Source organism: Nocardia sp. NPDC050378 (assembly GCF_040655675.1).
Taxonomy (GTDB): Bacteria; Actinomycetota; Actinomycetes; order Mycobacteriales; family Mycobacteriaceae; genus Nocardia; species Nocardia coubleae.
This window is the reverse complement of record NZ_JBFAKI010000018.1, coordinates 81,590-99,019: the sequence shown is the minus strand read 5'-3', so window position 1 is coordinate 99,019 and position 17,430 is coordinate 81,590. Positions and strand designations below refer to the sequence as shown.

The 17,430-nt window shown below is 68.1% G+C and carries 21 protein-coding genes; 10 read left to right on the top strand and 11 right to left on the bottom strand.

All coding sequences use genetic code 11. The features are described from left to right. Positions 1-21 precede the first annotated feature (21 nt). Genes AB0I35_RS27890 through hppD form a run of 3 tightly spaced genes read right to left on the bottom strand, consistent with a single transcriptional unit; the run spans position 22 to position 2,277 of the window. Positions 22-579, bottom strand: coding sequence for a DUF3558 domain-containing protein (locus AB0I35_RS27890; protein WP_357399304.1), 558 nt, complete (start codon positions 577-579; stop codon positions 22-24). Beyond that, complete coding sequence (locus AB0I35_RS27885) at positions 576-1,103, bottom strand: DUF3558 domain-containing protein (protein ID WP_357399303.1); 528 nt, start codon at positions 1,101-1,103, stop codon at positions 576-578. Before AB0I35_RS27885 ends, AB0I35_RS27890 begins: the two co-directional genes overlap by 4 nt. A gap of 31 nt (positions 1,104-1,134) precedes the next feature. Beyond that, positions 1,135-2,277, bottom strand: coding sequence for a 4-hydroxyphenylpyruvate dioxygenase (gene hppD / locus AB0I35_RS27880; RefSeq protein ID WP_357399302.1), 1,143 nt, complete (start codon positions 2,275-2,277; stop codon positions 1,135-1,137). Between the two features lie 131 nt (positions 2,278-2,408). On the opposite strand from hppD, the gene AB0I35_RS27875 reads away from it, so the two are divergent. Then, entirely contained in the window at positions 2,409-2,957 is a 549-nt protein-coding gene (locus AB0I35_RS27875; RefSeq protein ID WP_357399300.1) for an Lrp/AsnC ligand binding domain-containing protein, read from the top strand. A 44-nt stretch (positions 2,958-3,001) separates the two neighbouring features. Here the strand turns inward: AB0I35_RS27875 and AB0I35_RS27870 are convergent, their stop codons facing one another. The 3 genes from AB0I35_RS27870 to AB0I35_RS27860 form a co-directional block, all read right to left on the bottom strand. After that, complete coding sequence (locus AB0I35_RS27870; protein WP_357399299.1) at positions 3,002-4,108, bottom strand: winged helix DNA-binding domain-containing protein; 1,107 nt, start codon at positions 4,106-4,108, stop codon at positions 3,002-3,004. Between the two features lie 67 nt (positions 4,109-4,175). Continuing rightward, complete coding sequence (locus tag AB0I35_RS27865; protein WP_357399298.1) at positions 4,176-5,150, bottom strand: NADPH:quinone oxidoreductase family protein; 975 nt, start codon at positions 5,148-5,150, stop codon at positions 4,176-4,178. Between the two features lie 53 nt (positions 5,151-5,203). Then, positions 5,204-6,901 (bottom strand): serine/threonine-protein kinase, encoded by a 1,698-nt coding sequence (locus AB0I35_RS27860; RefSeq protein WP_357399297.1) that lies wholly within the window; start codon positions 6,899-6,901, stop codon positions 5,204-5,206. Between the two features lie 157 nt (positions 6,902-7,058). Here AB0I35_RS27860 and AB0I35_RS27855 point away from each other — a divergent pair, with 157 nt between their 5' ends. Beyond that, a complete protein-coding gene (locus AB0I35_RS27855; RefSeq protein WP_067485874.1) occupies positions 7,059-7,829 on the top strand; it encodes an acyl-ACP thioesterase domain-containing protein in 771 nt (256 codons plus the stop codon). A gap of 99 nt (positions 7,830-7,928) precedes the next feature. Here AB0I35_RS27855 and AB0I35_RS27850 read toward each other — a convergent pair whose 3' ends face one another. Beyond that, the gene (locus tag AB0I35_RS27850; protein WP_357399296.1) at positions 7,929-9,587 is read right to left on the bottom strand and encodes an FAD-dependent oxidoreductase; all 1,659 of its coding nucleotides are present in this window, start codon (positions 9,585-9,587) and stop codon (positions 7,929-7,931) included. A 117-nt stretch (positions 9,588-9,704) separates the two neighbouring features. On the opposite strand from AB0I35_RS27850, the gene AB0I35_RS27845 reads away from it, so the two are divergent. Continuing rightward, complete coding sequence (locus tag AB0I35_RS27845; RefSeq protein ID WP_357399294.1) at positions 9,705-10,196, top strand: histidine phosphatase family protein; 492 nt, start codon at positions 9,705-9,707, stop codon at positions 10,194-10,196. A gap of 1 nt (position 10,197) precedes the next feature. On the opposite strand, the gene AB0I35_RS27840 is transcribed toward AB0I35_RS27845, so the two are convergent. Next, positions 10,198-10,398, bottom strand: coding sequence for a hypothetical protein (locus AB0I35_RS27840; protein ID WP_067485129.1), 201 nt, complete (start codon positions 10,396-10,398; stop codon positions 10,198-10,200). A 48-nt stretch (positions 10,399-10,446) separates the two neighbouring features. Here AB0I35_RS27840 and AB0I35_RS27835 point away from each other — a divergent pair, with 48 nt between their 5' ends. From AB0I35_RS27835 to AB0I35_RS27815, 5 genes are all read left to right on the top strand, one after another. Continuing rightward, positions 10,447-10,815: a VOC family protein gene (locus AB0I35_RS27835; RefSeq protein WP_067485872.1), complete on the top strand. Its 369-nt coding sequence runs from the start codon at positions 10,447-10,449 to the stop codon at positions 10,813-10,815. Between the two features lie 86 nt (positions 10,816-10,901). Further along, positions 10,902-11,363 (top strand): MerR family transcriptional regulator, encoded by a 462-nt coding sequence (locus AB0I35_RS27830; RefSeq protein ID WP_357399293.1) that lies wholly within the window; start codon positions 10,902-10,904, stop codon positions 11,361-11,363. Further along, positions 11,360-12,370: an aldo/keto reductase gene (locus tag AB0I35_RS27825; RefSeq protein ID WP_357399292.1), complete on the top strand. Its 1,011-nt coding sequence runs from the start codon at positions 11,360-11,362 to the stop codon at positions 12,368-12,370. Before AB0I35_RS27830 ends, AB0I35_RS27825 begins: the two co-directional genes overlap by 4 nt. Positions 12,371-12,470: 100 nt before the next feature. Next, positions 12,471-12,785 carry a GNAT family N-acetyltransferase gene (locus AB0I35_RS27820; protein WP_357148432.1) on the top strand — a complete coding sequence of 105 codons (315 nt, stop codon included), beginning with the start codon at positions 12,471-12,473 and terminating at the stop codon, positions 12,783-12,785. Beyond that, complete coding sequence (locus AB0I35_RS27815) at positions 12,782-13,771, top strand: pirin family protein (protein WP_357399290.1); 990 nt, start codon at positions 12,782-12,784, stop codon at positions 13,769-13,771. The genes AB0I35_RS27820 and AB0I35_RS27815 overlap by 4 nt, the downstream gene beginning before the upstream one ends. Positions 13,772-13,804: 33 nt before the next feature. On the opposite strand, the gene AB0I35_RS27810 is transcribed toward AB0I35_RS27815, so the two are convergent. Further along, positions 13,805-14,284 (bottom strand): SRPBCC family protein, encoded by a 480-nt coding sequence (locus AB0I35_RS27810; RefSeq protein WP_067485115.1) that lies wholly within the window; start codon positions 14,282-14,284, stop codon positions 13,805-13,807. After that, positions 14,281-14,613, bottom strand: coding sequence for a metalloregulator ArsR/SmtB family transcription factor (locus tag AB0I35_RS27805; RefSeq protein WP_067485870.1), 333 nt, complete (start codon positions 14,611-14,613; stop codon positions 14,281-14,283). The genes AB0I35_RS27810 and AB0I35_RS27805 overlap by 4 nt, the downstream gene beginning before the upstream one ends. Before the next feature lie 125 nt (positions 14,614-14,738). On the opposite strand from AB0I35_RS27805, the gene AB0I35_RS27800 reads away from it, so the two are divergent. Next, positions 14,739-15,992, top strand: a complete 1,254-nt coding sequence (locus AB0I35_RS27800) for an FAD-dependent oxidoreductase (protein ID WP_357399288.1) — start codon at positions 14,739-14,741, stop codon at positions 15,990-15,992. 169 nt (positions 15,993-16,161) lie between these two features. Then, positions 16,162-16,788: a hypothetical protein gene (locus tag AB0I35_RS27795; protein WP_357399287.1), complete on the top strand. Its 627-nt coding sequence runs from the start codon at positions 16,162-16,164 to the stop codon at positions 16,786-16,788. A gap of 79 nt (positions 16,789-16,867) precedes the next feature. Here the strand turns inward: AB0I35_RS27795 and AB0I35_RS27790 are convergent, their stop codons facing one another. Continuing rightward, on the bottom strand, positions 16,868-17,398 hold the full coding sequence (locus tag AB0I35_RS27790) for a CGNR zinc finger domain-containing protein (protein WP_357399285.1): 531 nt from the start codon (positions 17,396-17,398) through the stop codon (positions 16,868-16,870). Positions 17,399-17,430: the final 32 nt, after the last annotated feature.

The following is a 17,430-nucleotide window of genomic DNA, read 5'->3' as shown; positions in this document are numbered from 1 at the left end:
CGGGGTCTTACGTCAAGGCTTCTACCTGGCCAGATCCAAGGTCAGCTCGACCAGCTTCTGCGCTCCCGCGCACGGATCCGGGTGGGCCGAGCCCGGCTGATAGTTGATCCACCAGCCGATGACCCCGACATCGGCGGCCGGGGCGGTGACTCCGCAGGAGTCGTTGTCGCCCGGCCTGCGCACCTGCAGGGCCCGGCGACCCTGCACCGTGATGTCACCGGTGAGGTACCCCAACTTCTCGTTGGTGGTCTTCTCGTTGTTCAGCGTACCCATCTCGTACCAGTTGAGGGTGGCCATGGCCGAGCCGCCGGGTGCGTCCTCGATGTCCCACATGCACACCGCACCGCTGAAAGAGGGTTCGACGAGCATGGCGTTGCCGACGATCTCGCCGATCTTCTCGATGGCCACGACCTCGCATTCGCGCATCAGCTTGTCGAAGTCGGTATTCACCGTCTCACCGCTGCCCGGCTCGTCCTCCGGCGCCGGGAGGGCGTTGCCGTCCACCTTCTGGCCGCAGCCGGCGAGAGTGACGGTGAGTAGCACCGTCGCCGCGACGGTCGCGATCCGGGTGGCGTTCATCGCAGCCGTCCTATGGTCAGCTCAGCCAATTTCCGCGCCCGGTCGCATGGGTTGCCCGCCATGGTGAAAGTGCCGGTGCTGATCGACCATTCGAAGAAGTCGTCGTCGAGTTGCACGGCGAAATCGCAGATGTTGCCCTCCGGGGCGAGTGCCTGGAAACCGGGGCGCCCGGCCACCTCGACTGTCTCCGGGTCGCGTCCGACGCTGGACACCCATGCCTTCTCACGGTCGATCGGGCTGCCGCGATAGGACGCGAATGTCACGCTCGGCGCGAACAATCCGGCCGACTCCCAATTGCAGCCGGTCGAGTTCTTGTACACCCGGGTGATCTGGGACAGGCCTGCCAGCTCGCGCACCTCGTCGTCGGTGACGTGCCCGCACTCGCCGACGAAGGGGCCGAGTGAGGCCACCTTCGGTGGTGGCCGTCTCGGCCCGGTCGGCGAATCGGAGTCGCCCCCCGATCCGCACGACGACAGCACGACAGCCAGGGCCATGCCGGTGATGATCGCCGAGGGGATCCGCATGCCTTGAACTGTAGTGCGTGCGCGGACCCGCTCACAGGTTCCCGCGGGCGGCCTGCTCTCGTTCGATGGCCTGGAAAAGGGCTTTGAAATTGCCTTTTCCGAAGCCGAGTGAGCCGTGTCGCTCGATGAGTTCGAAGAACACGGTCGGGCGATCGGTGACGGGTCGGGTGAAGATCTGCAGCAGGTAGCCGTCTTCGTCGCGGTCGACGAGGATGCCGCGCCGCTGCAGTTCCTCGACCGGGACGCGGACGTGACCGATGCGGGCGCGCAGTTCGGGGTCCTCGTAATAGGCGTCGGGGGTGGGCAGGAACTCGACGCCCTCGGCGCGCAGCGCGTCGACCGTGGCGAGGATGTCACCGGTGGCCAGGGCGATGTGCTGGACGCCTGGACCGCGATAGAACTCGAGGTACTCATCGATCTGGGAACGCTTGCGGCCGACCGCCGGTTCGTTGAGCGGGAACTTCACCCGGTGGTTGCCGTTGGCGACGACCTTGCTCATCAGCGCCGAGTACTCGGTGGCGATGTCGTCGCCGACGAACTCGGCCATATTGGTGAAACCCATGACGCGCCGGTAGAAATCGACCCAGCGGTCCATCATGCCCATCTCCACATTGCCGACCACGTGATCGATGGCCTGGAAGATCCGCGGACCCGCGCGGTGGGTCGAGGTACGCGCGATATAGCCGGGCAGATACGGGCCCGCGTAGCCGGAGCGGTCGATCAGGGTGTGCCTGGTTTCGCCGTAGGTGGCCAGGGCCGCGGAGCGGACGGTGCCGAATTCGTCACTCTCGTCGTGAGGTTCGACCAGGATCGTGGCGCCGTGCTCACGCGCCCAGGCGACGCACCGGTCCACGTCGGGGACCTCGAGGGCGATGTCGACCACGCCGTCGCCGTGCCGGTCGTGATGGGCGACCAGCGGACTGTCCGGGTCGACCGCGCCCTTGACCACGAACCGCGCTCCCCCGCTGCGCAGCACGTAGGCCTTGTGGTCGCGGTTGCCGGTCTCGGGGCCGGCGTAGGCCTCGAGCCGCATCCCGAAGGCCGATTGCAGGAAGTGCGCGCACTGGGTGGCGTTGCCGACAATCCACACCAGCGCGTCCCAGCCGGTGACAGGGAACGGATCGACACTGTCGTCGTGCTCGATCAGCCCGACGAGCTGCTGCTCAATGGTCATGACCTAGGAAAACGCGCCACCCGTGAGCTAGGCAACAACATGCCTCGCGCCTGGTCATGCTGACCAAAGTTGATACCTCACGCTGCCGGATGGTGGACAATTTGAATAGCACCCGAGGACGGAGGTCTGGCATGCGCACACCCGCGAAACTGGACGAACTCGACCTGGCGATCCTGTCGGCCATGCACGAGTTCCAGAAGGCCGGAATCCTGGAACTCTCGCGGCGCACGAAGGTGGCCCGTGCGACGGTGCAGGCCAGGATCAACCGGATGGAGGAGGCCGGGGTGATCGCCTCCTACGACCCCCAGATCGATGTCACCGCAGCGGGTTTCGATGTGCAGGCGTTCGTCACCCTGGAGATCGCCCAGGGCGCGCTCGACACCCTCACCGCCGAACTCGACGCGATCCCCGGCGTGCTGGAGGCCTACGCGACCACGGGTTCCGGTGACGTGCTCTGCCGGATCGGTGCCGATTCGCACGCCGGTCTGCAGGCGGTGCTGCTCAGCATCGACCGGACCAGCGCGGTGGTGCGGTCGCACAGCGTGATCGTGCTGTCGACGGTGATCGAACGGCGCACGCTCCCCCTGCTGCGCACGCTGACCCCCGCCGGCACCGCGAAGGCGCCCGCTTATCGGGATCGCCGTGTCAGCCCGCCGGATTCCCGCGCCACGGACCGGTAGGACGGACCCTAGGAATCCGGTATTTCCCCGTCGTGGAAGCCGTGTCACGGGCGGAGGTCGGCCTCCGGGGCGAGGATCTCGACGACCGGGGCGGATTCCGGTTCCAGGAACGCGAGCAGGGCGGTGGCCTCCGATTCGACCTCTGCCGCTTCGGCTTTCGTCCATGCGCGGGTAGGACTCACGCGGAGGCGGGCGATTCCCGACTTCACGAAGACCTTGTAGACCCCTGCCGTGAAGCCGTCGATCAGGACCGGCGAGACATTGGCACCGAAGGAACGCGGGGCGATGGTTTCGCCGATCACGCGGCTGCGGTCCTGATGGGAGAGCAGGGCGTTGTCGTACCAGCCGAGCAGACGCACCGGGGCGGGCAGGTCGGGGTCGGCGAGTTCGAGCTCGGTGGCGTCGTAGAGGGTCCGGCCTCGTTCGTCGGTGTAGGTGCGGACGCGGTCGCCCAGATCGGCGACCACCTGTTTCATGCCGGGCAAGCGCGACCAGGTCTGCATGTCCATGGTCGAGGCCGGGCCGAAAGCGCGCAGGTAGCGCAGGATCAGTTCGGCCACCGGATAGCCCGGGTCGAGCGGGGCGCCCAGCCACGGCTGCACACGTGACCAGACGGGTCGGCTGTTGTCCCGCCAGCGGCCACGCGGCGGGGTCTGCAGGACCGGGAGCTGGTAGAGCCAGGTCTGCGACACCGCGCCCGGATCGCGGTCCGGGTAGCGGATGGCGGCTTCGGCGCGCAGGTCGGCGGCCGACATCGGTTCGTCGCCGAGCACCGCCTCCCCGTCGGCGCGGACCTGCTCGGGGTCGAGCCCGACCATCGCCCCGTAGTTGAAACCCTTACGGAAGGGCACCTTCTCGAGTTCGGGCTGGATGTGCGGGGCGATACGAAGGGCATCGTGCGGGGTGACGAGGTGGATGGTGCCGCGCATCAGGGTGATCCGCACCAGCGTGCGGTCGGCCAATCCGCGCGACACCGTGTCGGGGTCGAAACCGACTGTCCGGCTCCATAAACCGATGAACGGGGGCGGCACATCCTGCGCCTGCAAGCCGACGAGATGCTCGCACATCTGCGGTGCGCTCAGTGTGGACCGCTCGAGCAGGTGCTGGCGCGCGAGCAGCGTCCGGTTCAGTACCCGATTCGACAAATGCACGGCGCGCTCCCTCGATCCCGGCGACGCACCGGACGCTACCCCGGCCGTCCGACAACCTCACACCGAGTCAGCGCAGTTGTACGACGACCTTGCCGGTCGCGGTCCGATTGTCCAGTGCCGCAACGGCTTCGGCGGTGCGCTCCAGGGGGTAGAGCACCGGTTCCGGCGCCGTGACGGCACCGGAGGCGAACAGCGGCTCCAGGTCGGCCCATTGTTCGGCCAGGTAACCGGGGTGGGTCATCACCCATTCACCCCAGGCCGCACCGACGACCTCCACGTTCTTGAGCAGCAGCCGGTTCACCTTCACCGTGGGGATCTCGCCCGCGGTGAACCCCACGACGAGCAACCGGCCACCGCCCGCGAGGCTGCGGATACTGTCGGTGAAACGGTCACCGCCCACCGGGTCGAGAACGATGTCGACGCCCCGCCCGCCGGTGAGGTCCTTGACCGCCGCCAGCCAGCCGTCGGTGAGCACCACGTCGGTGGCGCCGTTGGCCTTGGCGACCTGCGCCTTGGCCTCGGTGCTCACCACCGCGATCACCCGGCCCGCGCCCAGCGCCTTGGCCAGCCGCAGGGTCGAGGTACCGACGCCACCGGCCGCACCGTGCACGAGGACGGTCTCGCCCTCGGCCAGCCTGCCGCGCTTGGTGAGGCAGAAGTGCACGGTCAGGTCGTTGAACAGGATGCCGGCACCCGCCTCGAGCGACACGTTGTCCGGCAGCTTGAAGACCGCGTCGGCAGGCGCCACCGCCACCTCCGCCACGCCGTTGCCGAGCATGGTCAGTGCCGCGACCCGGTCACCGGCACGCAGCCCCGACTCGGCGGGCGCCTCGCGCACCACGCCACCGACCTCACCGCCGACGACGAACGGCAGACCGGGCTTCATCTGGTAGAGACCGCGGGTCATCAGCACATCGGGGAAGGCGATCCCGGCGGCGTGCACATCGATGAGGACACCGCCCGGGTAAGCGACCGGTTCGGGCAGGTCGACGATCTCGATCGACGACGGACCTTCCAACTTGCTCACCTGAGCTGCACGCATCTGGGAAACCTCTCTCGACTGTCAAACCCCTGTCGAACATATCCCGGCCACGGTCAGCGATGGGCGAATTCCAGCATCGCCTCACTGGAGAGCACCGAACCACCCTTGATGATGGTCAGGCCCGCGGGCGTGACCTGGTATTGCGTTCCGTCGCTCGGGTTGGTCGCGGTGAATCCGCCGCCACCGGTCGGGACGGGGTCGTCGAGTTCGATCGCGTTGCCGTTGCGCACCGCGACACCCTTGTAGTAGAAGCGGTCGGCCCCGGTGTGGCAGATGACCACGCGTGAGGTGGTGGTGCGCGCGATCGTCATGGCGGCGTCGTTGTCGTTGCAGCGCGGGCCACCGCTGAGGAAACCCTGCCCGTCGGCGCCGGTGACGGCCGAATTCAGCGGCGGCACCGTGGTTGTGGTCGCTTTCGGCTCCGTCGGCGGTGCCTGCGCAACGCCGGTCGGCACGTCCTGGCTGACCGACGCCACCACCGGCGGCGGCATCTGCAGACTGGACGAGGACACGGGCTGACCTGCGCGATCGGTACCGGAATCGTTGACGCTCAACATCACCCACACCGCCACACCGACCGCGGCCACGACGATCAGCGCGCCGAGCGCACCGGCGAGAATCGGCGTCGCCGAATTCCGCTGCGGAAGGGGCAGCGGTTCCGACGGATGGGCGTAGGCCCCCGAGGAGAACTGGGGGCCGGTGCGCATCCTGGTCTGCTGCCGACCGGACTGCGCGAAACCGGCGATCGGCTGTTGTGGTGCGGACCGGTGCGCCGCGGCGGGTGGCTGAGCCGGCGACGGAGCGGTCGGCGGCGGTGGTTGCGGCCCGGTGACGCGGGTCTGCCCGGTGAACGGGCGCGGCGGCGGCTGCTTCACCAACGGCGTCACCCGCGGGCCGGGAACGGTTGCGGGCGCGTCGCGTTCGGCCTGCACCAGCGCGGCACGGGCGGCGCGAGCCAGGTCGCCCGGCGAGCCGTAGCGCTGCTCGGGCCGCTTGGCCATGCCACGCTCGATCACCGCGTCGAACGCCGACAGCGCCGGATCGGCCGCGCTCGGCCGGGGCGGCGGCGCCATCTGATGCGAACCGATCGCGCCGGCGAGACTGTTCACCGGGAACGGCACCCGCCCCACCAGCGACTCGTAGAGCACACAGGTGAGCGCGTAGGTGTCGACGGCAGGCGTCATCGGCACGTCCTCGAACCGTTCCGGCGCCATGTAGGCCATCGAACCGACGGCGCTGCCCGCGCTGGTGAGCTGCGGATCGGACGCGCCGTGCGCGATACCGAAGTCGACCAGATAGGCGAACAGGTTGGCCGTGAGCAGGATGTTGGCCGGTTTCACGTCGCGATGCACCAGCCCGAGCTCGTGCGCGGCATCGAGCGCCGCCGCGATCTGCTCGACCACCTGCACCGCCTCGCCGGGCGTCAGCTTGCCGTGCTGCTGCAGCCGCTCCTTGAGATCGGAACCGCGTACCAGGCGCATGTCGATGTAGAGCACGCCGTCGACCTCGCCCCAGTCGTGCACCGGGATGACGTGCGGCTCCTGCACACTGGCCATCGCATGGGATTCGCGGCGGAAACGCTGCACATAGGTGGGGTCGGCCGCCAGCTCACGATTGAGCACCTTGAGCGCGACGACGCGATCCTTGGTGGTGTCGAAAGCCTCGTAGACCTCGCCCATACCGCCGACTCCGAGAAGCCGACGCAACTCATAGCGCCCGAACATAGCGCCCGACATCGCCCCGCCGGCCATTCCAGCAGGTTACCGGGCGCCGACAGCACTTGTCATGTACGCCGGTGGGGGCTAGTCCCGGCTCGACGTGAGGGTGTGATCTGCGCACCGTAAAGTCGAGGGCAGAACTACGCAAGAAGTCGCGGCTCACCTGGTGTGGACCGCGCAAGGAGCACACGTGTCACTCGATCAGCCACTGGCCCCGCTACCCCAGGAGGGCACGGGTTTCGCCACGGCGTGGCCCGTCCGGGCCGGCGACGTGGACCCGTACCACCGGCTGCGCTTCGACGGGGTCGCCCGCTATCTGCAGGATATCGCCTACGAGGAACTGCACCAGACCGCGCTGCACCGCACCGATCCCACCTGGATCGTGCGCCGCACCGTCATCGACGTGATCCGCCCGGTCGTCTTTCCCGATCATGTCCACCTCACGCGGTGGTGCGCGAGCATGTCGACCCGGTGGACGAACATGCGGGTGCGCATCACCAGCGAGGGCGGCGGCCTGATCGAGACCGAGGGGTTCTGGATCAACCTCAGCGAGTCGAGCAACCTGCCCGCCCGCATCAGCGACGAAGGCCTGGCCTATCTGGCCCGCACCACCGACGAACACCGGCTGCGGTGGCGGCCCTACCTCACCGATCCGGCGCCGCGCGAATCCGACACCGATGTGCCGTTCCCGGTGCGCGCCACCGACATCGACCAGTACAACCACGTGAACAACGCCTGCTACTGGCAGGCCGTGGAGCAGTTCCTCGTCGACTATCCGAAGCTGCTCGCGGTGCCGCATCGCGCGGTGATCGAGTACGTGGCGCCGGTGCTGGCGCGTGAACACATCACGGTGCGCGGGCGGTACGAGCCGGGCGATGTGAGCGGGCGACCGGTGTTGCGGTTGTGGTTCGTGGTCGGTGGGATCACGACAACCGTCGTCAAGGTCATGCCCCTGCCGTAATTTCGGCGGCCGCCGGCGTGCCCAGCCCAGGGGCTCGCAGTGGTTCTCGGCCTGCTTCCTGGTGAGGATCGAGGCGGCCGAGAACCGTCGCGGGTCGGTCTAGCCTTTCGCGGCTTTGAGGAGGTCGGCGCGGGTGGTGAACTTGACGCGGGGTCGGCCTGCGGCTTTACCCGCTGCCTTTTCCGCCTGGTCGATGGTCTTCCAGGCGGCACGGTCGACGAGGTCGGGCTGACGCTCGGTGAGCAGGGCGCGCAGGGCGGCCCGATCGCGGGTCGGGTTGGTGAGTCTGCCCGCGATGAAGTCGTCGATCAGGGCTTCGACGGTTTCCTCGGCATCGATCCGGTTGGAGCCGATCACGCCGCGCGGACCGCGCTTGATCCAGCCCGCCACGTACACACCGGGCAGCGGCTGGGTATCGGCGAGCACGCGGCCGTGCTCGCTCGGCACCACACCGCGCCGCTCGTCGAACGGCAGGCCCGGCACGGGGACGCCTCGGTAGCCGATCGAGCGGAGCACCAGGCCGGTGTCGAGGCGTTCGGTGCGGTCGGTCGGAGTGGCGACGAGGTCGGCGGTGAGTTCGTTGTGCGCGAACTCGATACCGGTGACGTGATCGTCACCGAGCACCTCGGTGGGGGTCGCCAGGTAGCGGAAGACGATGCGCTTGTTCGCGGGATCGCGACGACCGGTCGAATACTCCTGGGCCAGCTGGTATTTCAGCCGCAGCGAGGGTTCGATGTTCGGATCGTCGACGACCGCGCGGCTGTGCTCGTCCAGATCGAGGTCGGCGGGATCGACGACCACGTCGACGCCCTTGAGATGGGTGAGCGCCAGGAACTCCGGCGAGCTGTAGGCGGCCTGCAGCGGACCGCGGCGGCCGAGAATCACGACCTCGCGGATATTGCTGCGGCGCAGGGCGTCCAGGGCGTGGTCGGCGATATCGGTCTTGGCCAGCTCGTCCGGGTCGACAGTGAGCACGCGCGCCACGTCGAGCGCCACATTGCCGTTGCCGACGATGACCGCGCGCTCACCCGACAGGTCGAACTCGCGCTCGGCGAAATCCGGATGGCCGTTGTACCAGGCGACGAACTCGGTGGCCGAATGGCTGCCGGGCAGGTCCTCACCCGGGACACCGAGCTTGCGGTCGCTCGACGCGCCGACGGCGTAGATCACGGCGTGGTGGTGCTCGAGCAGCTCACGGTGATCGATGTGTTCGCCGATCTCGACATTGAGGTAGTACTGCAGAGTGTCGCGGCGGAAGGCCGACTCGAACATCGTCGCGACGTTCTTGGTGCCCGCGTGATCGGGCGCCACGCCCGCGCGAACCAGACCCCACGGCGTCGGCAGCCGGTCGAACATCTCCACCTCGACATCGCTGCGCCGCAACAGCTCATCGGCGGCGTAGCAGGCCGCCGGGCCGGCACCGACGATCGCGACGCGCAGGGTGCCGAGACTCTTCGGTGGGCGCACGGGGGTGGCGAGTGGGTCGAAATTCGTCTCCAGCGGGTGACGCCGGAAGTACTCGGCATTGATCTCGCGGTACCTGCCGAGCGAGGCGAGGAGGTCGTCCTCGGAGAAGATGGCGTCCACCGGGCACGCATCGACACAGGCGCCGCAGTCGATACAGGTGTCTGGGTCGATGTAGAGCATTTCCGCCGTGGCGAACTCCGGCTGATCCGGGGTCGGACGGATGCAGTCGACCGGGCACTCGGTGACGCAGCTGGCGTCGTTGCAACAACGCTGCGTGATGACGTAGGCCATGGGTGCAGATCCTCGAAATGTGTGGTCGGACGTCACCTCGGGTATGAGTGACGCAGCTTTCAGTGTGCCTCGAGTGTGACTGCGACCTCATCGGTGTGCACGATTACCGTGTAGTACATGGCGGTGACCCTGATCCTGATGCGGCACGGAAAGTCGGCGTACCCGGACGGGGTGGAGGACCACGAACGGCCATTGGCACCGCGCGGCGAACGCGAAGCCGCACTGGCGGGCGACTGGTTGCGCGCCACCCTGCCGTCGATCGACGCGGTGCGCTGCTCCACCGCCCAGCGCACCCGGCTCACCCTCGCCGCCACCGGGATCGACGCTCCCGTCGAGTACCGCGACGACATCTACGAGGCGAACCCGCACACCCTGATCGAGCTGATCCAGCTCACCGACGATGCTGTCTCGACCCTGCTCCTTGTCGGTCATGTTCCCGGAATCCCTTGGACCGCTTGGGATCTCGCGGCCAACCGCGACTCCGACGCGGCCACCGAGCTGAGCCGCAAGTTCCCCACCTCGGCGCTGGCCGTGCTCGAATTCGACCGGACGTGGGCGCGGGTCGACCAGGGAACCGGCGAACTGACGCACTTCCACGTGCCGCGCTGACCTACTTCAGCAGCTTGCCCCCGACCACGATTCCGACGCCGAGCAGCGCGAGCAACACGAAGGCGACCACGCCGTTCGTCAGCCACCAGACCACGCCGAGTACCAGTACCACCGGTGCCACCGCGATGGCGGTGATCACCGGGCTCTCCTTCACCGTTTCCCAAGCCGAGCGGGCCCGGATGCGGTCGATCTCCTTAGCCATGTGATCCACACTACGTTTCTGTCGGTGGGCGGTGGGATGCTTGACCGCATGGACTGGAAAATCGAGCTCGTTGCCATCCCGGTCACCGATATCGATCGGGCCAAGGACTTCTACACCAGCATCGGTTTCAACGCCGACCACGACCACACCCCGAGCCCCGACATCCGCTTCGTGCAGCTCACCCCGCCGGGTTCGGGCTGCTCGATCTGCATCGGCCGCGGCATCACCCAGGCTGCTCCCGGCAGCGTCGAGGGCATGCAGATGGTTGTGCCGAGCGCCCAGCAGGCCTACGAACAACTGGTCGCGGCGGGCGTCGAGGCGACCCCGGTGCAGGATCTGGGCTGGGGCCTGTTCACGTTCTTCGCCGACCCCGACGGAAACCGCTGGGCGGTACAGGAACTGCCGAAGTACAACTGAGATCGGCTCGTCCCGCGAATAGGCTTGCTTGGAGTGCACTCCAGGTGGCTAGCGTCGGTGGGGTTCCACGGAAAGGGACGAGCACGATGGATCCGGAAGCGGTTCGGCACACCGACAGCGCGAACGAGCGGGAGCGCCCGAAATACTCGATCGGCGAGGTCGCCGAGCGGTCGGGCCTCAGTCGCGACACGCTGCGCTGGTACGAGCGGATCGGGCTGATGAACTACATCGGTCGCGACCACACCGGCAACCGCCGCTTCAGCGATCGCGACCTGGAGTGGCTGGAGCTGATCGCGCGGCTGCGTACGACCGGCATGCCGGTGGCCGACATGATCCGGTATGCCGAACTGGTGCGGGCGGGTGAGCAGACCTTCCCGCAACGGCTGGAGATGTTCCGGCAGACCAGGGCCGACGTGCTCGACAAGATCGCGGAACTGCAGAAGACCGTGGCCGTGCTGGACTACAAGATCGCCGTGTACGAAGGCCGATCAGAGTTCGTCCCGCCCGTCACGCTCACCGCGCACACGAGCGAAGGAACCGATACATGAGCACCACTCTGCCGACCACCACCCTCGGCGCCGACGGCCAACGGGTCGGCATCCAGGGTCTGGGCTGCATGGGCATCAGCGAGTTCTACGGCGACTCCGACCTGGCCGAGTCCCGGGCCACCCTCGAGCACGCCCTCGAACTCGGCGTGACCCTGTTCGACACCGCCGATATCTACGGCTCCGGCCACAACGAGGAATTCCTGTCCGATTTCGTCCGCGAGCACCGCGACGAGCTGGTGATCGCCACCAAATTCGGCATCGTGCGCAAGGCCGACGATCCGGCGTTCCGTGGCTTCGACAACTCCCCCGCCTACATTCGCGCCGCCGTGGACGCGAGCCTGCGCAGGCTCGGTGTCGACACCATCGACCTGTACTACATGCACCGCCGCGACCCGGCCGTGCCGATCGAGGACACCGTCGCCACGATGGCCGAGCTGGTCACCGCGGGCAAGGTGCGCGCGCTCGGCCTGTCGGAGGTGACCGGCGAGGAACTGCGCGCCGCGCACGCGGTGCACCCGATCGCGGCCGTGCAGTCGGAGTGGTCGCTGTTCTCCCGCGATGTCGAGCGCACCGCCGTGCCCGCCGCGGCCGAACTCGGCGTGACGTTCGTGCCGTACTCACCACTCGGTCGCGGGTTCCTCACCGGCGCGTTCCGCAATGCGGACAGCCTCGGCGGCGACGACTTCCGGCAGCGGATGCCCCGCTTCACCGGCGCCAACGCCGAACGCAATGCCGAACTCCTCGCACCGCTGGCGGCGATCGCGCGAGCGCGCGGGATCACCAAGGCCCAGGTCGCCCTCGCTTGGGTGCACGCGCGGGCCGAAGCACACGGCCTTCCGGTGGTGCCGATTCCGGGCACCCGCAAGCGCGGCAGGCTCGCCGAGAACGTCGCGGCGGCCGCGGTGCGGCTCGGCGACGACGAACTCGCGACGCTGGAACCGATCGCCGGCCAGGTGGCGGGGCCTCGGTACGCGGACATGTCGTTCACCTCGGCCGGACGGGAATAGCATCGACTCGGGCGCGGCCGGGAATACTCACGCCGCGCCCGGGTTGGTCGGTATACCAAGCCACGAGCGCACCTGTTGGCGGTGCGGAAGGAGCGCAAAGATGTCGGAGACCACCGCGTCGCAGGCCCGTGTCGTCCGCAACCAGGACAAGAACCGCTACGACATCTTCTACGGCGACGAACTCGCGGGCTTCGCCGAGTACATCGAGCGCGGCAACGACACCGACTTCGTGCACACCGAGATCGACGACGCCTTCGGCGGCAAGGGCCTGGGCAGCAAGCTGGCCCGCTACGCCGTCGAGGACGTGATCGCGCGCGGGCGAACCATCACCCCGCACTGCCCGTTCATCCGTGGCTGGCTCGACAAGCACCCCGAGTTCGACGCGCATGTGGTCGGCAAGGGCATCCCCGGATGAGCGACCTCGAGGCCGACCCCACCGAGGTGCTGTGCGAACCGTCGCCGAGCCCCGGCCCGATCACCGAGCTGTACCCGGCCAGGGAGGTCCCGCTCGGCGGCGTGCGCGGGGTGTACGTGGAACGCACGCTGCCGCAACGGGATCTGCCGACCGTCGGCGCGTGGTGTTTCCTCGACCGGTTCGGCTCGCCTACCGTCACCCGCACCGGCGCCTCGCCCGACATCCTGCCCCACCCGCACATCGGTCTGCAGACGGTGACCTGGCCGTTCGACGGGCAGATCCGGCACCGCGATTCGGTGGGTTCGGATGTGCGGATCGAACCGGGTCAGCTGAACCTGATGACCTCCGGTCGCGGTATCGCGCATTCGGAGTTCGGTGTACCGGGCGCGAACGCGGGCAACGGCCTGCAACTGTGGATCGCCCTGCCCGACAACGCCACCGGCGTCGAACCGCACTTCGAGCAGCATCGCGAGCTGCCCGTGTACGAGGAACCGGGACTGCGGGCGACCGTGCTGATCGGCTCGCTGGGCGGCGTCACCTCACCGGCGAAGGCCTATACGCCGATCGTGGGTGCGGACATCGTCCTCGATCCCGGCGCCGACGTGCGATTACCACTGGAACGCGCCTTCGAGCACGCGGTGCTCGTCGTCGAGGGCACGGTCACCGTCGACGGCATCGAGCTCGGTCCCGGACCGCTGCTGTACCTCGGCACCGATCGGGCCGAGGTGCGTTTGACGAGCACCGACCGCGCGCATTTCGCCCTGATCGGTGGTGAGCCGTTCACCGAGGAACTGGTGATGTGGTGGAACTTCGTCGGGCGAAGTCACGAGGAGATCGTCGCGGCGCGCGAGGCGTGGGAAGCCCACGACACCAGCCGGTTCGGGCAAGTGGTCGGCCATCCGGAGCAGGAGCGGATTCCCGCTCCGCCGCTGCCGCCGCTGCGGTTGAAGCCGCGTAAGCGCGCGACCGGCTGCTCGCACAGCTGAGCAGCCGGTCAGGCGTCGTGAGTCCGTGCGCGGTCAGCGGTTTCCGGCGAGCAAGGCGTCGAGGGCGCGGTAGCTGTCGTTGAGACCGGTCTCCATCCCGGAGGCGAGCATGCCCGCGCATTCCTCGGCGGTGTGGAAGATGCTGTCGGTGACCACGCGGGTGCGGCCGTTGCCGAGGTCGACGAAGGTGGTCGTGTCGATCGAGATGTGGGCGGGCATGCCGTCCCATTCGAAGGACTGCACGATCCGCTCCTTCGGGGTGATCTCGCGGAAGCGGCCTTCGAAACCGTAGGACTCGTCGCCCTCGTGCTCGACGAAACGCCAGTGCCCGCCCTTGCGGAACTCCCAGCGCTCGATGTCGACCTCGTGGCCGCGCGCCCACCAGCGCGACAGCTGCTCGACGCGGCTGTAGGCGTCCCACACCCGATCCAGCGGTGCGTCGAAATCGCGTTCGATGTGCACTTCGCGGTCCGAGGTGGAGGTGATGACCGCGTCCTTGGTTGTGGTGCTCATTGCTCTGGCTCCGTTCGTCGCAGGAATTCATCGAGACGGTCCATCCGGGCTTCCAGCATCTGCCGATAACCCTGCATCCAGGCCACCTCCCGATCGAACACGTGCTCGCCGATGCGGCAGTACCGCACCCGACCACGCTTCTCGGTGACCACCATGCCCGCATCCTCGAGCAACCCGATGTGCTTCTTGATGCCGGTCAACGTCATCTCGAACCGCTCGGCCAACTCACTGACGGTGGCGGGCCCACGACCGAGATGCTCGAGGATGCCCCGCCGGGTGGGGTCCGCGAGCGCCCCGAACGAGGCGTCTAGGAAGTCATACTGAACCATCTAGTTCAGTATTGCGCGCGAGTCTCGGCGCGTCAAGGGCCGTCGGAAGTTTGCCGAATTCCCTGTGCCGACAGCGAGATTTGCTACTACGCTTTGTCGTAGATATTCCGGCGGAGGGGAAATCCATGGACAAGACAACGTGCTGCATCGTCGGCGGCGGACCGGCGGGGATGATGGCGGGCCTGCTGCTTGCGCGGGCGGGCGTCGAGGTCACCGTGCTGGAAAAGCACCCCGACTTCCTGCGCGACTTCCGCGGCGACACCGTCCATCCGTCGACGATTCGGCTGCTCGACCAGCTCGGGCTCGGCGCCGAATTCGCCTGTCTCCCCCAGTCCGCGTTGACCACCCTGCGCGTCTACGCGGGCGACCGCATGGTCGTCGCCGCCGACTTCACCAGGCTCCCCGGCCGCTACCGGCACATCGCGATGGTCCCGCAGTGGGATTTCCTCGCCCTGCTGGCCGGGGCCGCCGCTGCCGAACCCGGCTTCACGCTGCGGATGCGCTCGACCGTTACCGGGCTCGTCCAGGAGTCCGGCACGGTCGTCGGCGTGCACTACCTCGACGCGACGGGCGACACGCACACGCTGCGCGCCGACCTCGTCATCGCCTGCGACGGACGCGATTCCGTGGCACGAGAGTCGGCGGGCCTGCTTCAGCGAAGCGAGGACGTGCCGATGGACATGTGGTTCTTCCGCATCCCCAAAGCCGCCGACAGCGCGAGCGGTGCCGTACAGACCCGCTTCACCAGCGGAAACTCGGCCGTGGCGATCGATCGCGGCGACTACTACCAAACCGGATACATCATCGAGAAGGGTTGCGACGCAACGCTGCGCGCCGAGCACGACGTGCAGTGGCTGCGGGATCGGGTCGGCGAGCTGTTCGACTGGCCGGCCGAGGCGCTGGCACACATCCGGTGCTGGGACGACGTCAAGCTGCTCGAGGTGACCGTGGGGATGCTCGAACGCTGGTACGTGCCCGGCCTGCTGTGCATCGGCGACGCGGCGCACACCATGTCACCGGTCGGCGGTGTCGGCGTGAACCTCGCCATCCAGGATGCCGTCGCCGCAGCCCGCCTCCTCGCGCGGCCCCTGCTCGACGGCACCGTCACCACCGCCGACCTCGACAAGGTGCAGCGCAGGCGGATGCTGCCCGCGAGCTTCACCCAGCGCTCGCAGCGCGGCGAACACGATTTGCTCATCGCCCCCGCCCTGCGCGGCGAGCTGGACGCCGCACCGCTGCCGCTGCGGGTGGTCGACGCGATGCCCGCGCTCGCGGGGCTCACCGCGTACCTGGGCGGTATCGGGCTTCGGCCAGAGCACGCACCCGACTTCGCCCGGCGTCCACCGGTCGGTGCGGACCCGCTGAATCCAGCTCACTGAACTGTGGATTCGTACGCCGATCACGACTGTTGGTTGTGGTCTCACCCGACGCCCGAGTCGCGACGGCGGAACCATCCGGCGAGAACTTTCCGAAAAGCCGATCAGCGGCTAAGTTTGCCGCGATGACCGGGCGTGCGTGGCCCGGTGCGGGCAGCAGGAGGATGGCGCGATGAGGTTCGGCAAGATGTTCGGCGCGGCGGTGCTGGCGGTGGGAGTCGGTGTCGCGGGGGTCGGGATCGGACACGCCGAGCCGGCGCCCGCCCCGCAACCCCTCGGCCTGCGTGGGGTCGACAAGGGCGTGAACTACGAGGTCAGCGCGACCGACGATCGGCGCGCGGTGGTCACCAGCATCGACACCGGCCGCTTCCAGCTCGTCCACGACGCAAAAGTCGTTGCCATCACCGACGATTCGGGCGCGGTAGTGGCAGCGCTGCCGATGGTCGTGCGGGTCGGCGAGCACGCGGTGCCGCTCACTCCGAGCATCGACGCCGAGGGCTCGCGACTCACCCTCACCCCGGTCGGCGAATCCGAGACGCCGGTCCGCGACATCAGCGCGCAGGAACGGTTCTTCGCCGAAACCCAACGGCTGCAACCGCAGATCATCCAGGGCGCGGCCATCGGCGCGGCCATCGGATTCGTCCTGGGCTTCCCCCTCGGGCTGTTCGTCCTCGACTTCATCACGGTGCCCGTGGCGACCGTCGCCGGTGCCGCGATCGGCGCGCTCGCGGGGTACGCGATGGCCGGTGGTCAGCCGGCCGTCGACACCGCGATCGCGTACGTCACCGGGGCACCCTGAGTCACGACCCCGCGTCATATCGAGGTAAACGCACCCCCGGCGCTCCCCCCGTTTCGGGTTTCGACCGTAACCGACCGCATCAACGCTGACGTGCGCGATATGCGGCGACTGCGTTGCGGTTGCCGCAGGTGGTGCTGCAGTAGCGCTTCGAGCGGTTGCGGGACAGGTCGAGGACCAGGCCTGCACAGTCGTCGTCGGCGCAAATCGCGAGGCGGCTCAGATCGTCCGCGCGGATGACATCGATCATCGCCATGGCGGTTTCCACGGCGATACGTACCGGGAGCGCGGCCTCGGCGGGGACGGCGTGCACGTGGTAGTCGACGCTGCCGTGGCGAACCAGCTGCGGCACCGCGCGGTGCTCGCGCAGGATCTCGTTCACCAGCGTGACGGCGGTGTCGCGGTCGCTGGTCAGCAACCGGCGGAGCGGACCGCGCAGGGCGCGTACCTCGGAGAGTTCCGCTGCGTCGCTCCGGTGCGCGCCCGTGTAGTCGTGCCGGACGAAGAACTCGTCGAGCTGGGTGATCTCGGTGAGCGTGTCCGGCGCGACGGCGGAATTCACCAGCTCCACAGCCGACAGCAGCGCCGCCTCGGTGTCATGAGCAAAAACCATGTTGACAGATTACGCCATGGTTCCTACCGTCA